Annotated in this window: 17 protein-coding genes and 1 pseudogene; 8 read left to right on the forward strand and 10 right to left on the reverse strand. The window is 42.5% G+C overall.

Going from position 1 to position 17,950, the window contains the following annotated elements; genetic code table 11:
- Window positions 1–3 precede the first annotated feature (3 nt).
- From LZZ98_RS02720 to LZZ98_RS02730, 3 genes are read right to left on the reverse strand one after another with little or no spacing between them, the layout of a single operon-like run.
- Complete coding sequence (locus LZZ98_RS02720; protein ID WP_237786537.1) at window positions 4–330, reverse strand: hypothetical protein; 327 nt, start codon at window positions 328–330, stop codon at window positions 4–6.
- A 36-nt stretch (window positions 331–366) separates the two neighbouring features.
- Complete coding sequence (locus tag LZZ98_RS02725; RefSeq protein ID WP_237786538.1) at window positions 367–642, reverse strand: acylphosphatase; 276 nt, start codon at window positions 640–642, stop codon at window positions 367–369.
- Window positions 635–2,125, reverse strand: a complete 1,491-nt coding sequence (locus LZZ98_RS02730; protein ID WP_237786539.1) for an NAD(P)H-hydrate dehydratase — start codon at window positions 2,123–2,125, stop codon at window positions 635–637. The genes LZZ98_RS02725 and LZZ98_RS02730 overlap by 8 nt, the downstream gene beginning before the upstream one ends.
- Before the next feature lie 24 nt (window positions 2,126–2,149).
- On the opposite strand from LZZ98_RS02730, the gene queG reads away from it, so the two are divergent.
- The gene (queG, locus tag LZZ98_RS02735; protein WP_237786540.1) at window positions 2,150–3,244 is read left to right on the forward strand and encodes a tRNA epoxyqueuosine(34) reductase QueG; all 1,095 of its coding nucleotides are present in this window, start codon (window positions 2,150–2,152) and stop codon (window positions 3,242–3,244) included.
- 303 nt (window positions 3,245–3,547) lie between these two features.
- On the forward strand, window positions 3,548–4,537 hold the full coding sequence (bioB, locus tag LZZ98_RS02740; RefSeq protein ID WP_086198036.1) for a biotin synthase BioB: 990 nt from the start codon (window positions 3,548–3,550) through the stop codon (window positions 4,535–4,537).
- A 52-nt stretch (window positions 4,538–4,589) separates the two neighbouring features.
- Here bioB and LZZ98_RS02745 read toward each other — a convergent pair whose 3' ends face one another.
- Entirely contained in the window at window positions 4,590–4,802 is a 213-nt protein-coding gene (locus tag LZZ98_RS02745; protein WP_237786541.1) for a hypothetical protein, read from the reverse strand.
- Window positions 4,803–5,557: 755 nt separating this feature from the next.
- Between LZZ98_RS02745 and LZZ98_RS02750 the strand changes: the two are divergent.
- From LZZ98_RS02750 to LZZ98_RS02760, 3 genes and pseudogenes are all read left to right on the forward strand, one after another.
- Window positions 5,558–5,881: pseudogene (locus LZZ98_RS02750) on the forward strand (helix-turn-helix domain-containing protein); the annotation flags it as partial.
- 3 nt (window positions 5,882–5,884) lie between these two features.
- On the forward strand, window positions 5,885–6,430 hold the full coding sequence (locus LZZ98_RS02755; protein ID WP_237786543.1) for an IS30 family transposase: 546 nt from the start codon (window positions 5,885–5,887) through the stop codon (window positions 6,428–6,430).
- Window positions 6,431–6,531: 101 nt separating this feature from the next.
- Window positions 6,532–7,815: an acyl-CoA dehydrogenase family protein gene (locus LZZ98_RS02760; RefSeq protein WP_237786544.1), complete on the forward strand. Its 1,284-nt coding sequence runs from the start codon at window positions 6,532–6,534 to the stop codon at window positions 7,813–7,815.
- 442 nt (window positions 7,816–8,257) lie between these two features.
- Here LZZ98_RS02760 and LZZ98_RS02765 read toward each other — a convergent pair whose 3' ends face one another.
- The 6 genes from LZZ98_RS02765 to LZZ98_RS02790 all read right to left on the reverse strand — a co-directional run bounded on the left by LZZ98_RS02765 (window position 8,258) and on the right by LZZ98_RS02790 (window position 14,929).
- Window positions 8,258–9,070 (reverse strand): MetQ/NlpA family ABC transporter substrate-binding protein, encoded by an 813-nt coding sequence (locus tag LZZ98_RS02765; protein ID WP_237786545.1) that lies wholly within the window; start codon window positions 9,068–9,070, stop codon window positions 8,258–8,260.
- Window positions 9,071–9,124: 54 nt separating this feature from the next.
- The gene (locus LZZ98_RS02770; protein ID WP_086175889.1) at window positions 9,125–9,796 is read right to left on the reverse strand and encodes a methionine ABC transporter permease; all 672 of its coding nucleotides are present in this window, start codon (window positions 9,794–9,796) and stop codon (window positions 9,125–9,127) included.
- A complete protein-coding gene (locus tag LZZ98_RS02775) occupies window positions 9,797–10,819 on the reverse strand; it encodes a methionine ABC transporter ATP-binding protein (protein ID WP_237786546.1) in 1,023 nt (340 codons plus the stop codon). It abuts the gene before it with no gap.
- Between the two features lie 144 nt (window positions 10,820–10,963).
- On the reverse strand, window positions 10,964–12,217 hold the full coding sequence (locus LZZ98_RS02780) for an SfnB family sulfur acquisition oxidoreductase (protein WP_086175891.1): 1,254 nt from the start codon (window positions 12,215–12,217) through the stop codon (window positions 10,964–10,966).
- Window positions 12,218–12,412: 195 nt separating this feature from the next.
- On the reverse strand, window positions 12,413–13,669 hold the full coding sequence (locus tag LZZ98_RS02785) for an acyl-CoA dehydrogenase family protein (protein ID WP_237786547.1): 1,257 nt from the start codon (window positions 13,667–13,669) through the stop codon (window positions 12,413–12,415).
- Between the two features lie 12 nt (window positions 13,670–13,681).
- A complete protein-coding gene (locus tag LZZ98_RS02790; RefSeq protein WP_237786548.1) occupies window positions 13,682–14,929 on the reverse strand; it encodes an SfnB family sulfur acquisition oxidoreductase in 1,248 nt (415 codons plus the stop codon).
- A gap of 236 nt (window positions 14,930–15,165) precedes the next feature.
- On the opposite strand from LZZ98_RS02790, the gene LZZ98_RS02795 reads away from it, so the two are divergent.
- The 3 genes from LZZ98_RS02795 to LZZ98_RS02805 are packed head-to-tail and all read left to right on the forward strand — an operon-like array spanning window position 15,166 to window position 17,801.
- Window positions 15,166–16,197 (forward strand): methionine ABC transporter ATP-binding protein, encoded by a 1,032-nt coding sequence (locus LZZ98_RS02795; protein ID WP_237786549.1) that lies wholly within the window; start codon window positions 15,166–15,168, stop codon window positions 16,195–16,197.
- Between the two features lie 12 nt (window positions 16,198–16,209).
- Complete coding sequence (locus tag LZZ98_RS02800) at window positions 16,210–16,896, forward strand: methionine ABC transporter permease (protein ID WP_237786550.1); 687 nt, start codon at window positions 16,210–16,212, stop codon at window positions 16,894–16,896.
- Window positions 16,897–16,916: 20 nt separating this feature from the next.
- Complete coding sequence (locus LZZ98_RS02805) at window positions 16,917–17,801, forward strand: MetQ/NlpA family ABC transporter substrate-binding protein (RefSeq protein ID WP_237786551.1); 885 nt, start codon at window positions 16,917–16,919, stop codon at window positions 17,799–17,801.
- The last annotated feature ends 149 nt before the right edge of the window (window positions 17,802–17,950 follow it).

Below are 17,950 nucleotides of genomic sequence, written 5' to 3' on the forward strand. Positions count from 1 at the left end.
CGTTTAAAGATAAGGTGCAAAATCCTGACGCATTTCCCGGACCGAGGGTTGTTTGCTATAAGTAAAAGTCACCCTCTGACCAAATTTCCTGATATTCTTTTTTTGGTTTAGATCAATTCGAATCATGATTCGCTCTTCAAACTGGTCATGCGTATTGTACTCACCGATAACAATCACACCATTTCTTTCAATGACTTTATATGGGCTAAATTCTTTTTGTACAATGTCTTTAAATGATCTGCTCGCCGTACCTGTATCAGCGCGCTGCGTATAAATCACCAGAACAATACAAGCGATTACAACAATAGCGACCACCAGATATTTATCCATCTTTTCCTTTAACCTATTATTCTTATCGTTTCTTATTTAACACAGGATTTTAAATTCTTTAAGATGAGCATCGGGCTGGACTGGTGTTTGAATAATCCGGGATACTTCCGCCCGACTCGGCCCCACCCAACTTCGTTTTAAAAGCTCCTGAATGATCTGTTCATTGCCCATAACCAAGGCTTCAACTTCACCCGTTTGCAGATTCTGGACATAACCTTTCAATTCTAATTCCAAGGCTTGCTTGGCAAACCAACGCCGATAACCAACTCCCTGTACCTTGCCCTGAATTAGCAACTTCATCGCCTTATTCATCACAGCTTCCTGTATTTACTACACGATATACCGCATCACGCATATGATGAGCCTGCACACCACGTATGCCTTGCTGAGCCAATAAGTCACCCGCCAAAGCATGCAAAGTCACAATTTCATGCAGATGAATTTTTTCTGCAAATTGCGCTTTTAAACTTGCAGTCATACCGGCCAAGACATCGCCCATTCCTCCAGTCCCCATTCCGGCATTTCCAGCGGTACAAATCCACAATTGATCTTCCAGAATCAGACTACCTGAGCCTTTCAGCACCCACTGGCCGGCATATTTTTCCTGTAGTTGATGAATTGCTGTAATCCGGTCGCTTTCAACCTCTTTTACCGAACAATGTAACAGTTTTGCTGCCTCACCCGGATGCGGTGTTGCATAACTATCCTGTTTTAATGCTCCTGGATGCTCGGCTAAAAACCATAGAGCATCAGCATCCAGCACCACATGTAAATGTGCAGAGGAATTGATTTTAGGGAACCATTTAAAATATTGCTGTTCTGACCAGCTATCACGGCCGAGTCCCATCCCGAAACTCACCGCATCAACATGATCTAAAAGTTGCTGAATCTCAGCTTTGGTCAAGGCGTTGATATCGCGTAGCATGATATTGGGTGAACGTGCCAAAATTGCGGTGTGATGTTTTTCATGGCAGACAACAGTGACTTTTCCCGCGCCCGCACTAAAAGCAGATTCGGCTGCCATCATTACCGCACCGCCCATATCCGCATGACCACCGATAATCAAAACATGACCATAACTGCCCTTATGACCAAAAGCCTCACGTTGCGGTAATGAAATGCTATGCGGTGAAAGCTGTGCTATCGGTTTTAATTCTGCATCGGCAGGAATCAGGGAAATGACCTCGACCTGTCCGGCAAACTCTTTGCCTTGTCCGGTAAACAGTCCAGCTTTTAAGCCCAAAGCTGTATAAGTGTAATCAGCTTTAATGGCACAGGGTAAAGGCTGACCACTATTTGCTTGTAAGCCACTTGGAATATCAATGGCAATTTTCAAACCAGTTTGAGCATTAATTGTTTGAATAATTTGCTGCCAGTCTGAGCTAAGTTCACGATTTAAACCGATACCAAATAAGGCATCAATAAAGCAGTCATAGGGTTTCTGAAAGGCAAAATCTGGGTAAATTTTTATTCCTGTATCTACCGCTTCTTGATAGGCACTGTGTAAATCTTTTGATGTACCTAATTCAGCGGCATAAATATCAACATTAAAACCATACTGTTTTAAATATTTAGCCGTCAGATAACCATCGCCTGCATTATTGCCCTGTCCACAGCAGACTGCGATATTGTGTATGTTGCCCTGTTGAAAAACAGGAACTAAACGCTGTGCAATCCTCCAGGCCACTTGCTGCATTAAGCCATAAGAACTGTTTTGCTTGGCAAACCAGCGTTGTTCCCAGGCTTGAATACTTTGGCTATGATAAACAGGGCTATGGTAAACTTGCTGAGGCATTGTTCTTCCTTTTTTTATATCATTATGGCTTCTTCCACACCTTCACAAAAAATTCCTGTAGATCAACATGATCCTGAAGCGCTGAAAGCGTGGATTAAAGCGCAGGCGTTGCAATTAGGCTTTAGTGATTGTGTCATTGCCAAACCGGATGCTCAAGAAGAATTACCGCGTTTTCAGGAATATTTAAAACGTGGCTATCACGGCGACATGAAATTTCTGGAAGAAAATCTGGAAAAACGTGCCGATCCTACTTTGCTGGTGCCTGGTACTAAAAGTATCATTTGTGTACGGATGAATTATCTGGTCGAAACACCCAAACCACGTTATGTACCGGATGAACCGAATGCCGCCATCATTGCACGTTATGCCCGCGGCCGTGATTATCATAAAACTATGCGCGGTCGCTTAAAAACCCTTGCAGCGAAAATTCGTGAAAAAGTCGGTGAGTTTGAGTCGCGTCCCTTTGCAGACTCCGCACCAATCTTTGAAAAATCCTTGGCTGAGAATGCCGGCATGGGCTGGACAGGCAAACACACCCTGCTCATTCATAAGAAATCAGGTTCCTTTTTTATCTTGGGTGAACTGTTCACTTCGCTAGATTTACCTTTTGATAACCCGACTAGCAAACACTGTGGTTCTTGCACAGCCTGTATTGATATTTGCCCGACTCAAGCCATTGTTGAACCCTATATGCTTGATGCACGCAAATGTATTGCTTATTTAACCATTGAATATAAAGGCATCATTCCTGAAAACTTACGCCGTGGTATTGGTAATCGGGTTTTTGGCTGTGATGATTGTCAACTGATTTGCCCTTGGAACAGCTTTGCCAAGAAAGCCAGCATAGAAGATTTTAACCCGCGACATGGTCTGGATCAGGTCAGTTTACTGGACTTATGGCATTGGGATGAACAGACTTTTTTAGCCCATACCGAAGGTAGTCCACTACGGCGCACCGGTTACCAAAGCTTTATGCGTAATATTGCGATTGGTTTGGGCAATGCGCCATTTTCCACAGAAATTATGGAAACTTTAAAGCAGACACGTGATTTACATGATGAGATTGTGCAAGTCCATATTGATTGGGCGATTCAAGAACAGCTGCTAAAATCCAATTAAATTTTTAAGCTAAATTTAAAATTTAATTCTCTTTTTTAACATTCAAGATAGTGACAAAGTTTTACCCTAAGAAAAAACATAAGCTCCAGATCAGAACAAACTTGTAAAAATAATAAAAAAACTTTGCAGCGATATTTACAATAAAAAGCTTTAGTTTGTAACTAAATATACAATTTCATCATAACGAAAAATGATGAAATTTAATCGACAGATACCATGAGATTTGGTCAATTATGCCTTTGGTTTTAGCATAAATTATGTATGATAAAAGCAATGAATAATGATGATTATGGATTTTCATTCATGAATGTACGCAATGACTGGACACGAGATGAAATTCAGGCCTTATATAACCAGCCTTTTCTGGATTTAGTTTTTGAGGCACAACGGGTTCATCGAGAACATTTTGATGCCAACACGATTCAAGTCAGCACATTGCTTTCAATCAAAACCGGCAAATGCCCTGAAGATTGCAAATACTGCTCACAATCGGCACATTACGACTCGAAACTGGAAGCAGAAAAACGTATTGCAGTAGATAAAGTGATACAGGAAGCCAAAGAAGCGCTTGCTTCCGGTTCATCGCGTTTCTGCATGGGTGCAGCTTGGCGTAATCCGCATGAACGCGATATGCCCTATGTGCTGGAAATGGTACGTGAAGTAAAGTCACTGGGTTTGGAAACCTGTATGACTTTAGGCATGCTCAATCAATCGCAGGCAGAACGTTTAAAAGATGCAGGCCTAGACTACTATAATCATAATCTGGATACCTCACGCGAATACTATTCTAATGTCATCAGCACTCGTACCTTTGATGACCGTTTAAATACTTTGGATCATGTCCGTCAAGCAGGTATGAAAGTCTGTAGTGGTGGGATTGTTGGCTTAGGTGAAAACAGTAAAGATCGGATTGGTCTTTTGTACGAACTCGCAACGTTACCCATTCATCCTGAATCGGTACCCATCAATATGTTGGTGCCTATTGAAGGCACACCACTGGCTGATGTGGAAAAACTGGATATTACCGAGTGGATTCGTACTATTGCTGTAGCCCGCATTATTATGCCAAAAAGCTATATCCGCCTCTCCGCAGGGCGAGAATCTTTGTCTGATGCGGATCAGGCTCTGGCTTTCATGGCAGGTGCCAATTCGCTCTTTTCCGGAGAGAAACTTTTAACCACCCCGAATGCTGGCGAAGGCAAGGACAAACAATTATTTGATAAATTGGGTTTGATTGCAGAAAAAGCCAAACCGACGGTTAAAGAACTTTCTGTAGATGCAATGGCAAGTTAAACCGCTCATCTTGTACAAAAAAAGCCCATATGGGCTTTTTTTATTTGAGCATTTAGATAGAGCTAATCAAAATACCATAACGTGCATTGAGATAATTCCCCTCACGAATAATATCCGCCCCATTGGCATGGTAAACCACTAACTCTTGAGTAAAAGTGTCGTAACTGAACGAATCAAAACAATCCTGATGATGGCTTAACCAGACCAAAGTGTCTGCCAATCGATCAGTTACAATGTAAGTATCCGCCGTAAAATCCATGCTCATAAATACAGTTTCAAACAGTTTTTAGAGGTGTATTGTAACATTTTATCCTTTTTTTATTTTTACTGCTTTCTCAATCATTTTGCATTTTTTATTTAGTTGCAGTTAGTCATGCTGAAAAAATTATTTTCATGTCAGTTTTATAGAGTTTAGCTCTATAAAGAATTCCCAAAATACAGACTGTAGTAGCTAGGGCGTGTCCTCATTTACTATTAATTTTTATTTTTTCAAAATTAAAAAGTGAGCATTATGCTCACTTTTTAATGTTCAATATAATTCAATTAAAGTGGCTTATTCACTCCACACTTTCTGCATTCCTTATGTTCCCCTATTTCTTCCATGTGTTCATATTCATACACATGTAAGCAAAATAATTTCATAAGTAATTGAAGCATCGTCCCAACTCCCTTCTCATTGTTTTTAAAATTTAACTTTTTTAAAAATACATTTCATCCCGAAATATCAATGTGACTAAAAAAACATCACCACTATTTATTACCATATTTTTATGACAATTCAAATAACTTAACCATAATTTATGATGAAAATTACAAAATTAAAATTCCCTTTAAGACCTTAAAGTGACAAGACAATCATTAAAGACAAGAAAACATAACAAAATCTTAGATTTTACCGAATGTTAAAATACAAATAACATTGAAAAACAATAATTTATTCAAAAATCAAGATCATGAATTTTATCTTAGATTCTCAAATGAGAGTGCAACAGAGATTAATTTAGCTAGGAAGAAAGATATCAGATTTATGCTTTATTACGTGAAGGTTTTTCCACGCGTCATATTGCCCGCAGATTGACCCGTGCTTCCTCTACGATTTCCAGGGAGATCAAACGCAATCGAAATAGAAATAGAAATGGCTACTTTGCCAAGCATGCTCACAAACTGGCTAAAACACGCCATATTTCGAATTATAGAACCATAAATTCCACTGTATGGAAACAGATTGAAAGCTATCTTGCTTTGCAATGGAGTCCTGAACAGATCGCTTCTCAAGTTGCTGTCAGCATGCATTCGATCTACCGTTATATCCAGCAGGATAAAATAAAAGGAGGTGACCTGTAGTACTTGCATTTACGTTTTAGAAACCAACGTAAAAGAAAGTATGGACACCCAGAAAAGCGTGGGAAACTCAATAACCGTAAAAGTATTCATGACAGACCGAAGATCATTGAAGAGCGGTCACGTTTTGGCGATTTAGAAATAGATACGATTGTCGGCAAGAATCATCATCAGTCTCTGGTTTCAATCGTCGATAGAAAAACCGGCTACTTATGGTTAAAGAAGTGTAGCACCCGTAAAAGTCAGGAGGTGGGTGAAGCAACGGTTCACTTGCTAGATCCAGTCAAAGAGAAATTACAGTCGATCACTGCTGATAATGGTAAAGAGTTTAGCTTGCATGAACAAATCGATGCTGAGTTAGGATTAGAATTCTACTTTGCCGATCCTTACAGTGCATGGCAGAGAGGGACGAATGAGAATACCAATGGTTTGATCAGGCAATATATTAGAAAAGGAAGTGATTTAAGGGACTATTCAGACGACTGGACTGCTCCCAGTATCCTATTTTTCAAGTCAAGTTCTTATTCGCGATTCATGGTTATATTAAATTAATTCATTTAATATTATTTTCTCATTTCAATATCTTGTTTTATTACTTTATAAAATAAACTGCTCGATTAGTATTTTATCTTTATTGTTTTACTTATTTTATTATGACAGCGCTTACTGATTTAAATCCGCCTACGCAATTAAAACATCAGCTTTCACAAGAGTCTTCTATTTATCAAGTATGGGGACAAGGACCTTCCTCACGCTATGATGAGCTGGCGGAAAATTTCCGTCCAATTTTCAACAAAATCCGTACAAGCACGAATGCGCGTGAAAAAACGCATACGCTGCCATTTGAACAGTTGCAATGGCTGAAAGATGTTGGATTTACACGCCTACGCCTACCTAAAAGTCATAACGGTTTTGATGCGACGATTCCAGAATTGTTCGCCCTACTCATTGAACTAGCACAAGCTGATGCCAACTTGCCGCAAGTACTCCGTGTGCATTTCGGCTTTACTGAAGATATCCTGCTGCTTGCAGATTCTGACTACAAACGCCTATGGCTAGAACGTATCGGTCAAGGTCAAACTGTCGGCAGCGCTTGGTCTGAAGGCGGCAAGGAATCTATCGGGAAATTCAGCACGCATCTTTCCAAAACTGCAGAAGGACGCGTGGTGCTGAACGGCAGAAAATATTACACCACAGGCAGCCTATATGCGGAATGGATTGACGTCGGCATTACGGATTTAGAAGGTAATTCAGCTTCAATTATCATCCCACGCCATGCAGAAGGCGTCGACGTGATTGATGACTGGAATGGCTTTGGCCAAGTCTTAACTGCTAGCGGCACAACTATTTTCAATAATGTTGAAGTAGATCCTGCGGATGTACTTCCTGATGATGATAGGTTTAAATATTCAGCAGGTTTTTACCAACTGATTCAGCTATCAATTATCACCGGTTTAACTCGTTCCGCTGCTTATGATGTGTCCAAAGCAGTAGAAAAACGCACTCGTAACTACAGTCATGCTAATTCAACGCATGTGCGCCATGACCCGCAAATCTTGCAAGTCGTAGGAAAAATCCGAGGCGCAGCCTACACCTCTGGCGCAATCATTGAGAAAAATGCGCAAGCTTTGCAGCGCGCCTATGAATCTGCTTTCCTTAATAATCTCGCTGAAGAAGCAGATCAAAATGCAATTGCAGAATTGGAAATCGCGCAATCTCAAACGATTATTTCTGATTTGGCCTTAAATGCATCAACGATTATCTTTGATGCACTTGGCGCTTCTGCAACAGATAAAGACTTGGCGCTAGACCGCTACTGGCGAAACATCCGCACATTGGCTTCTCACAACCCGCGCATCTATAAAGACCGCATTGTGGGTGATTTCAGTGTGAATGGAACTTTGCCTCCTTACCAATGGCGTATTGGCCAAGTGTAGTCAGTACAAAATAATTCTGTTTTACTTTTCTCAGCATGCGCTTGGATTGATTTTCCAAGCGTTTTTTAATCTGTATTTTTATTGGGAAACATCATTGGATCTTATACGTATTTCTTTTCCCGTTATGCCGTTATGAAATTAATCGTGAATACACATTCTTGCATAAGCTGCGGCCAAATGCATTTTGCATAGATCCCAATTATTCACACAGTTTTAGAATACATTTATTGATCGAGATTGGATATCAATTTAAAGCATCCACACCTTGACTCAGCCTCTCTCCATGATCTAAAGAATTCCTTTAAATTGCCCGCACAAACAGCGAAAGAAGTAATACACCTCCGTTTAGATTGAATAATCAAATAGCCAAACACTCTGTTCATAATATATAGCCAATAAAAAAGGCATTGATCACAATGCCTTTTTTATATTTTTCAGCTCATCAGAATGCAGTATAAATTTCACCTTTAAAGTGCTGCTTGATAAATTGGCGGGTTGAATCGCTGTTCAACGCTTTTGCGACTTTTTGGATTTCAGGTTTCTTTTGGTCGCCAGGGCGTACAACTAAATATTCAGCCCAGATGTTTTTACCGTCCTGACCGCTTTCAATATATAGCGATTTTTTAATATCCAGCTTCGCTTCCAGTACGTAGTTGCAGTTCAATGCAGCTAAATCTACCTGAGACAAAGTTCGCGGCAGCATTGCTGAATCCAACTCTTTAATTTTCAGTTTCTTTGGATTAGATGCAATATCACGGACTGACGGTAGTTTATCTGTTGGTACTGCCAGCTGTTTAAAGCCTGGCTTTAAAGTGATCAAATTCAGTTTAGCTAAAAGCAGCAGGCCACGCCCGCCATTGACTGGATCACTCGGAATCGCGACTGTTGCACCATCTTTCAGCTGTTTTAAATTGGTGATTTTTGATGAATATAGCAAAAACGGTTCAATATGTACTGGCACTACAGGCACTAAATTCGATTTAGTTTTGGCATTAAAATCATTTAAAAATGGGCGGTATTGGAAATAATTGGCATCCAGTTTTTTCGATACCAGCTGGGTATTCGGCTGTACATAATCTGAATAGACTCTGATTTTCAGATCAATACCCTGCTTTGCCAGCTCAGGTTTAATGTGCTCTAAAATCACAGCATGTGGTGTTGCGCTGGCGCCAATCGTAACCGTTTGATTTGCCCAAGCACCTGCAGATACCGCAGCAATACTAATAACTGCTGCTAATTTTTTTAACGTATTCATCGTTGTTCCTATAAGTTAAATATTCAATGTGTTGTATTTGAATTTTTGGATGGCTTAAGTGTAGTTTTTGGAAAAATACAGCACTGCTTTGTTGCCGATGAACTGCATGATTTGCACAATCACGATCAACAGAATGACAGTCACCAGCATAATTTCGGTTTGGTAACGCTGATAGCCGTATCGAATGGCTAAGTCCCCTAAACCGCCGCCGCCAATTACACCGGATACCGCCGTATAGTCCACTAGCGCGATACTGGTCACCGTAACCGCAGCAATGATCGGCGCACGTGCCTCTGGCAGCAGAACACCCTTCACCATCTGCCAGTAGCTCGCCCCCATGGATTGCGCCGCTTCAATCACGCCTGTATCGACTTCATGCAGTGCTGTTTCAGTCAAGCGCGCAAAGAATGCAATGCCTGCAACAGTAATCGGTGGAATAACACCGGCAACATCAATAGTTGTACCTGTAATAATCGCAGTCAGAGGCATCAGCAAAATCATTAAAATAATGAACGGAATTGAGCGGATGATATTAATGAAGAACGACAGGATGGAATAAAGTACGGGATGCTTCTTAATCCGGCTGTTGGCAAACGAATAAATCGCCACACCTAAAGGCAGGCCCAGTAGCACAATAAACAGTAGTGAAAGCCCGAGCATCAGCAATGTCGCTTTAGTCGCATCCAACAGTTCTTGATAATCCAAATTTGCAATTAATTCGAGCATTTAGGCTGCCTCCGTTATGCGTGGCGCAGCGCCGTGAATGATTTCAATATGTGCACCCTGCTGTTCCATCTGCTCAAGGTAACAAGTGATACCCAGCCCGTGAAGTGACAGAATGGATTGGCTATACAGCGAAGTTTTGGTGCGTTCGACTTTGGAATGCAGAATTTGATAATTCACCTGATGCTTAATCGCCAACGTTTCAAACACTGGACGCTGCGCCAGCTCACCGATTGCAGTAACACGGATGATCTGTGAGTTTGGCAGCAGATGTACTTCATCAATATCGATATTTTCTAAGATCAAAGAGCGGGAAATCTCATGCGCAGGATGCAGCAGCACTTGATCAACTGGCCCCTGTTCTGCAATGTGACCTTTTTCCAGCACTACAACGTCATCGCAAATACGGCGGATCACGTCAATTTCATGTGTGATCAGTACGATAGTAATGCCTAAATCTCGGTTGATTTGCAGCAGCAAATTTAAAATTTCATGTGTAGTAATCGGATCAAGCGCGCTGGTCGCTTCATCACACAGCAGAATTTTCGGTGAATTTGCCAAAGCTCGGGCAATGCCAACACGCTGTTTTTGACCACCTGAAAGCTGTTTCGGATATTTATGCAAATGCTCGGTTAAGCCGACTTGATGCGCCAATTCCTCTACACGCAGCTCTAGCTGCTTTTTGTTTAAGCTGCCGTCTAAACGTAACGGAAATGCAATGTTGTCAAATACTGTTTTGGTCTTCAGTAAATTGAAATGCTGAAAGATCATGGAAATCTGTTTTCGCAGTGCTTTCAGTTCACGCTCAGACGCATCCTGAATGGACTGGCCCAACACCTCCACTTGACCAGCATCGGCTTTCTCTAGCCCATTCATCAGCCTTAATAATGTTGATTTACCCGCACCGGAATAGCCGATGATTCCAACTATTTTCGATGCGTCAATCTGCAGGGAAATATTTTTTAATGCAAAGATTTTATTATTCTTTGCATTAAAATACTTATCAGCATTTGCAATATTAATCATGGCAGCAGTTCTATATTTCAATTCTGCAAAAATATACAAAAATGCTTGTTTAAAAAATAATTTAAATATTATTTTGATATGCAAAAAACAGAATTAATAAAGGCTGCATTGATTATTAATTTTGCGTATAAACAAATCCTTTCATCAGCTCCACGGGTGGCGCGGCAAATATTTGCCTTTTAAATAATATTCTCCAATCAGCTTATACTTCCAGCGCACAGGATCATGCAGCGTATGAATGCGCGCATTGCGCCAATGACGGTCTAAATTCAGCTCTGACAGCGCTGCGCGTGTTCCGGCCAATTCAAACAATTTATTCGACGCTAAAATTGCAATTTCTGCACTTAGCACTTTGGCCTCAGCCACCGCCAGAGTAGCCGCATTGGCATTGTCTTCGTTCAAATTTTCCAAGGCAGCATCGACATAATCACCGGCACGGTCCAGCAGCGCTTCTGCCGCATGCAATTTGATTTTCAGATCAGCTACTGCAGCTTGTGTGAATTGATCATCTACAGCATGTTCCTGATCAGCATCAATCCAAGGACGGGTATAATTCTGTACAAATTCAATTGTGTCCTCAATGGCTGCATGGGCAATGCCAACATCAATTGATGAATGAATCAGCTGTGAAATCGTCCCGACGAGATTAATGCTTTCACCGCCTGCACCCGTTTGGATAACATATTCAGCATCCACTTGAATATTGTCCAAAATCACCGTACCGCTGGCCGTAGAGCGCTGGCCGAAGCCCGACCAGTCATTGATAATGCTCAGTCCCGCAGCATGATGCGGAATCAACGCAGTGAGTTCATTGCCGTCATCATCCAGTCCTACCGCATAAACCCAATGCGCCAAGATTGCACCTGTGGCATAAAATTTCTTGCCGTTTACCGCATAGCCTTGCTCGTTCGGTGTAATTCGGGTTTTCAAGTCAATTACAGTTCTACCACCGCGTTCAGACAGCGCATTGCCCAAACGCTGACCTTTCAGGATATTGCCGAAAATCAGCTGCTTCTGTGCTTCAGTGGCATCTAAGCGCACTTGTTCCAAAAACGAAAGATGATTTTCTGATATCTGTGTCAGTGCAGGATCGGCGCTGGCTAAGATGCGGATCACCTGTGACAGCGTGCGGTGCTTCACTTGCGCGCCGCCATACTGTTTAGGAATGTTGATGCCCCATAACCCGCTTTGTGAAAACTCAACAATTTCCTGCAGCGGCAGCAAGCGGTTGGCATCACGGTGTGATGCCTGCTGCTTAAAACGTTCAGCAAGCTTTTTTGCTGTTTCTATGGCTTCGGCATCATTTTGGATAATATGCGCCGGCTGCTGCTGTACAAATACTGATTCAGGAATATCCTGATTATTTTCAATTTGAAGGTCTTGAAGTTTAATATTCATAATGGCTTAAAACTCTGCATCATTAAAATTAATTTATTCGTATTAAAATATCAGCAATTTATTTAATCATTTAGAATTTATAAATATTTACAAAACACGAAATAAAATAAGCCCCATTATATTTTTTAAAGATATAAATAGAATTAAAACCGCAATCATGCGGTTTTAATTCTCAGTTTTTCATTTAAAAAGACTTTAAGCTGCAATTTCCTGATGTTTGGCTGCGGGACTATTGCCGATTTGCCATACATAAGGCAGCGGCGCTTTATTAATCTCCCAATCACCAATGACTTTTTGTTTATAAATCAGCGGATTGTGTGAAGACACCACGCGCGCATTGCGCCAGAAACGGTCGAGCTGCTTTTCGGTTGTACTGGCAGATGCGCCAAGTGCATTGAACAATTCTGTGGTCAAGTTTAATACCAGTTCAGAAATTACGACCTGCCCTTGAGAAGACTCAAGTTCAGCAAGGTCATTGGCCTTTTGATCCAGCAGCTGATCATTTTGGAAATGGCTCAAGTATGCGCCGTCCAAAGCTTCAGCTGCATGCAGCGCAATGGATTCACTGGCATACACTTGAGCAGATGCTTTGCCGATCACTTGCAGAATCTGCGCATCATCACGCACCAGCTCTGCATTGCCGTGGCTGTAAATACGGGTACGCTTGCGAACTTCATCACTGAAGGCTGCAACAGCGCTTTGCGCAATCCCTGCCAGCGTTGCCAAATGCACCACCTGGTAGAAAGCGGTTTGGTATTTAAAACGCTGATCAAAAGGCAAAATATATTCACGGCTGACCGGCACATTTTCAATCACCAGCGTACCACTACCTGTGGTTTTTTGACCGAAACCATCCCAGTCATCACTGATTTTAATGCCAGATGCATGGGTCGAAACCGCTGCAATCACATGCTGATTGGTGGTTTCATCTAACGCAAATAAGTCAATCCAATCCGCGAAAATGGTGCCGGTCGAATAGTATTTGCGTCCATTCACCGTCAGCTGCCCCTGCGCATTTTCAGTCACGCGGGTCACGACATCACCTATCTCAACTTTGCCGATTTCCGTCCAAGCATTGCCGACCAAATCACCTTCAACAAAACGCTGAAACCACAGGCTCTGATCTTCTGTTTTATGCGCATTCAAACGGTCTTCGACAAAAGCGAAATGACCGCGCAGCGCCTGAACGACATTTGAATCCGCTTTGGCCAATTCAATCAGCAGCTGGAACAGCTGTTTCTGAGATACGCTGTCACCGCCAAACGCCGTCGGCACACGCACTGCACCAAAGCCAGCTTCTTTCAGCCATTGAATCGGTTCCCGCGGCAGCTCGCGGTTTTTCTCACGCGCCAAAGCTCCTTCTGCAATACGCTGGAAGATCGGGCGGAATTTACCAGCCACCTGCTCATAGTTCGTGCCAAGAGATAAGTTCTGTTTATTTTGAATGGTCATAGTTTTTCCCTCTCAGCTCCACGCATGGCGCGGCAACGGAATATCATTTAAATAGTAATTACCGACTAAATTAAGTTTCCAGCGCACGGGATCATGAAGTGTATGCGTGCGCGCGTTGCGCCAATGACGGTCTAAATTCAGTTCAGACAGCGTCGAACGTGTGCCTGACAGTTCGAACAGCTTATTGGCCGCCAGCAGCGCAATTTCCGTGGTCAGCACCTTGGATTCGGCGGTCAGCAGTGTGGCTTCCGACACTGTTTCTTCTGTGGCATTTTCCAGCGCGCGGTCAATCGCTTCACCAGCTAAATCCAGTACAGCTTCAGCAGCGCGAAGCTTGATTTTCAGCTCTCCGATATTGGCGATGGTGTACGGGTCTTGATAAGCATTATCTAAGCCTGAATCAATCCATGGACGCGCATGCTGACGCACATAGTCAATGGTTTCCTGAATCGCGCCTCGGGCAATGCCAGCATCTACAGCAGACTGAATAAACTGGGAAATTGCGCCTGCAGCTGTCGGACGTTCAAAGGCTTGATGAATCGGCACTATGTACTTCAGATCTACCTGAACATTTTCTAAAAGCACTGAACCGCTAACTGTGGTGCGCTGGCCAAATCCGCTCCAGTCATTAATGATTGTAAGTCCAGGCGTATGCTGGGGCACCAGCGCGGCATAAGGCTTGCCATCACTGACAGCCACCACCGGTATCCAATGTGCCAGTAGTGCACCGGTGGCAAAAAACTTCTGCCCATTAATCACTGCATGATCGGATTTGAAATCAATCGTTGTGGTTAAATCCGCTACTGTTTTAGAACCTTTTTCTGAAAATGCATTGCCGAACCGCTTGCCCTTTAACACCTGATCAAAGAAAAATTCCTGCTGTTCTGGACTGGCATCCAAACGGATGTGCTCTAGAAATGCCCAATGGTTTTGCGCAATCTGACCTAAAGATGAATCGGCGCTAGAAATAATTTTAACGACTTCGGCTAATGTCTTATAGCTGACACCTGCACCACCAAAAGCTTTCGGTATGGTAATGCCCCATAAGCCGGAAGCAGAATACTGCTGTACTTCCTGCAATGGCAGGCGACGTTCATGATCGCGTTTCGACGCTTCCTTAGCAAAATCAGCAGCTAAGCGCTGCGCTGTTTCAATGGCTTCTTTATCAGATCGTATTACATGAGCCGAAGAATCATGTTGATAAAAATCCCGAGGGACATTCTGTGCATCTGTCAATTTTATTTCGATTTTAGAAGTCATTATAAAATGCTCTCTTGTTTGTCATAAAAATAAGCTAGCATCATTTTCTGATTTTTTTTATACATTAATTAGAGAAAGAAATCTTTTTATTTAAAATAATTTCTATTAAATATTATTAGCTTTTCATTTATTTATATATGCCTTTAAATGCATATAATCTGCAGAAATTTATATTTAATAAACATATTAAATTCAGATTAAATTTCAGCACTTGTTTCAGTTGAAGTTTTTGCACAGTGTATGAAATTCGAAATCTTAATAAAAGCTATCCGCTGAAAAATGGCGGCGCGGCACAGGTGCTGAAAGATATCAATCTCAGCATTGCAAAAGGCAAAATTACTGCGATTGTTGGCCCCAGTGGTTCAGGCAAATCCACACTGTCCAAATGCTTAAGCCTATTAGAACATCCGAGTTCAGGTGAGCTGATCTTAGACGGCACAGTGTTAAATAAGCTATCAGCTGAAGCGCTCCGCCAGCAGCGCCAGAAGATTGGCCTTATTTTTCAGTCTTCAGCACTCCTCAAGCGCCGTACAGCTGCTGAAAATATTGCCCTACCCCTAGAATTTCTTGGCGTAGTGGATCATCAAATCAAAGACCGGGTCGCTTACCTGCTGGAAAATGTGAAGCTATCTGATCGCGCCAACCATTATCCTGCGCAGCTTTCTGGCGGTCAGCAGCAGCGTGTCGGGATTGCCCGCGCCTTGGCACTGCAGCCTAGTATCGTAATTGCAGATGAAGCCACATCAGGCCTAGATCCTGATTCAACACAATCCATTTTAAAACTACTGACTGAACTGCGCGATGAACTCGGGCTGTCCGTAATTTTAATTACCCATGAAATGGACGTCGTACGTCAAATTGCAGACGATGTCGCAGTGCTCTCGCATGGTGAAATCGCGGAACAAGGCAGTGTCTTGGACCTGATTTTAAATCCTGAATCGGCCATCGGCGCTAAAATTTTGCCCTTGCATATTCCAGCAGTATTGCCGACTGACCATACCATATTTTCAGCGACCTACTCCTCAGCATTGGATACACCACTGAACTGGCTCAGCCAGCTGAGTATCCACGCAGGATATGACCTGGATGTGCACACATCTACAGTTGAAGTGATCAGCAATGCCACTGTCGGCAAGATTATTTTCAGCCTGCCGGATGTGCTGTACAACAAAAATAAAACACAGATAGAACGCCAACTGGCCAAATGGAATGTGCAATTCAAAGTCATTCAATCTGCACCACCCTGTTCCCAGCATGCAGCCGCTTAAGGAATAAACATCATGTCGAAAGATATCGTACTGGATCAAAATACACCTTGGACAGAAATACCTGAAATGCTGCTGCCGGCTTATTTAGAAACATGGACCATGGTCGGCATCGTGATGACATTGGTCATTATTATCGGCGGCATTACCGGCATTGCTTTATTCAACAGCTCTGACCGCGGACTATTCGAAAACCGAAAGCTGTACGGCGCACTTAGCGCAATTGTCAATATTGGCCGGTCATTACCCTTTCTGGTGCTGATGGCTGCCATTATTCCGCTAACCAAATGGCTGACTGGAACAACTATTGGTATTGCTGCGGCTATAGTTCCCATGACCATCGCTGGCATTCCATTTTTTGCCCGCTTGGTCGAAAATGCACTTAATGAACTGCCACCTGAGATCACTTCTGTCGGACGTGTATCTAGCGGCACTTCCCTGCAGATCATTCATCAGGTACAGCTGAAAGAATCGCTGCCTAGCCTGATTTCAGCCGCCACACTAAATCTGATTGCCATGATTGAATACTCTGCAATTGCCGGCACAATCGGCGCAGGCGGCATTGGCTATTTGGCGGTGCTTTACGGCTATCAGCGCTTTGACCATCACATCATGATCGCCACGATTATCACGCTGATCGCGACCATTCAAGCGGTGCAATTTATCGGCAACCGCATCAGCGCCTCCTTAAAACATGCTTAATTCAACATACGGACATTGTTATGACTTCCCCGCAGCACCCATTTGAACTGAAAAAAACAACTAAATTGCCTTTAATCATCGGCGCGATTGTCGTGATCGCCGTCATTGCAGGCCTTGCCCTGTTTAAGCAAAATTCCTCTCATCAGGCATCCGCAGAAAGCAATGTGCTAAAAGTTCATTATGAACCGACCATGATCGGTGAAAAAAACCTGATTGAATATGCCAATGAACATATTGCCCCTGATTACGGCGTGAAGCTGGAAGCCGTTAGTGTACAGGATCCAGTTCAGGCCAACCGCGCAGTCAATGATGGTGAATTTGCCGGCACCATCTATCAGCATCAATGGTGGCTGAAACAAGTCGCAGACGCCAATGGCTTTAAACTCCTGCCGACAACTGAAGTCTTCCAATGGGCGTTCGGAATTTATTCAGACCGTTATAAGAACATTAATGAGCTGCCAAAAAATGCAGTATTTGCCATTCCTAGCGATTTAGCCAACCAAGGTCAAGCGCTATGGTTGTTACAGCGTGAAGGCCTGATTAAACTGAATCCTGCGATTGAACCACGTACAGCAAAAATTAAAGACATTCAGGAGAATCCCCACAGCTTTAAATTTACTGAAATTGAATTGCTGTCTATGGCGCGCACTCTAGACTCTGTTGATGCGGCAATTGGCTATGTCGCTCAGTTTGATGCAGGTAAAATCCCGCGCAGCAAAGGCATTCTATTTCCAGCAGCACCGCGTACTTTCGCCAGCCGTTTAGTCATTGCTGAGGCAAAAAAGGATGATCCGCAAATTGTAAAACTGCAAAAGATCTTCGCTGACCCTCGCATCGCTGAATATCTGAAAACCACTGATGACTTAAATGTAAAAGGCATTTTAACCCCAGTATCAGAAGATTAATTATTACTTAATACATCTATGGCATATTTATATGCCATAGATGTTCATTTTAAAGTCTTATATAAATAATCAGAATTAATTTATCACTTTATATTAATACTTAAAAACAAAATACAAACATATAATTACACAATACCTTTTAAATTAAA

Source organism: Acinetobacter sp. SM34, assembly GCF_022012365.1.
Taxonomy (GTDB): Bacteria; Pseudomonadota; Gammaproteobacteria; order Pseudomonadales; family Moraxellaceae; genus Acinetobacter.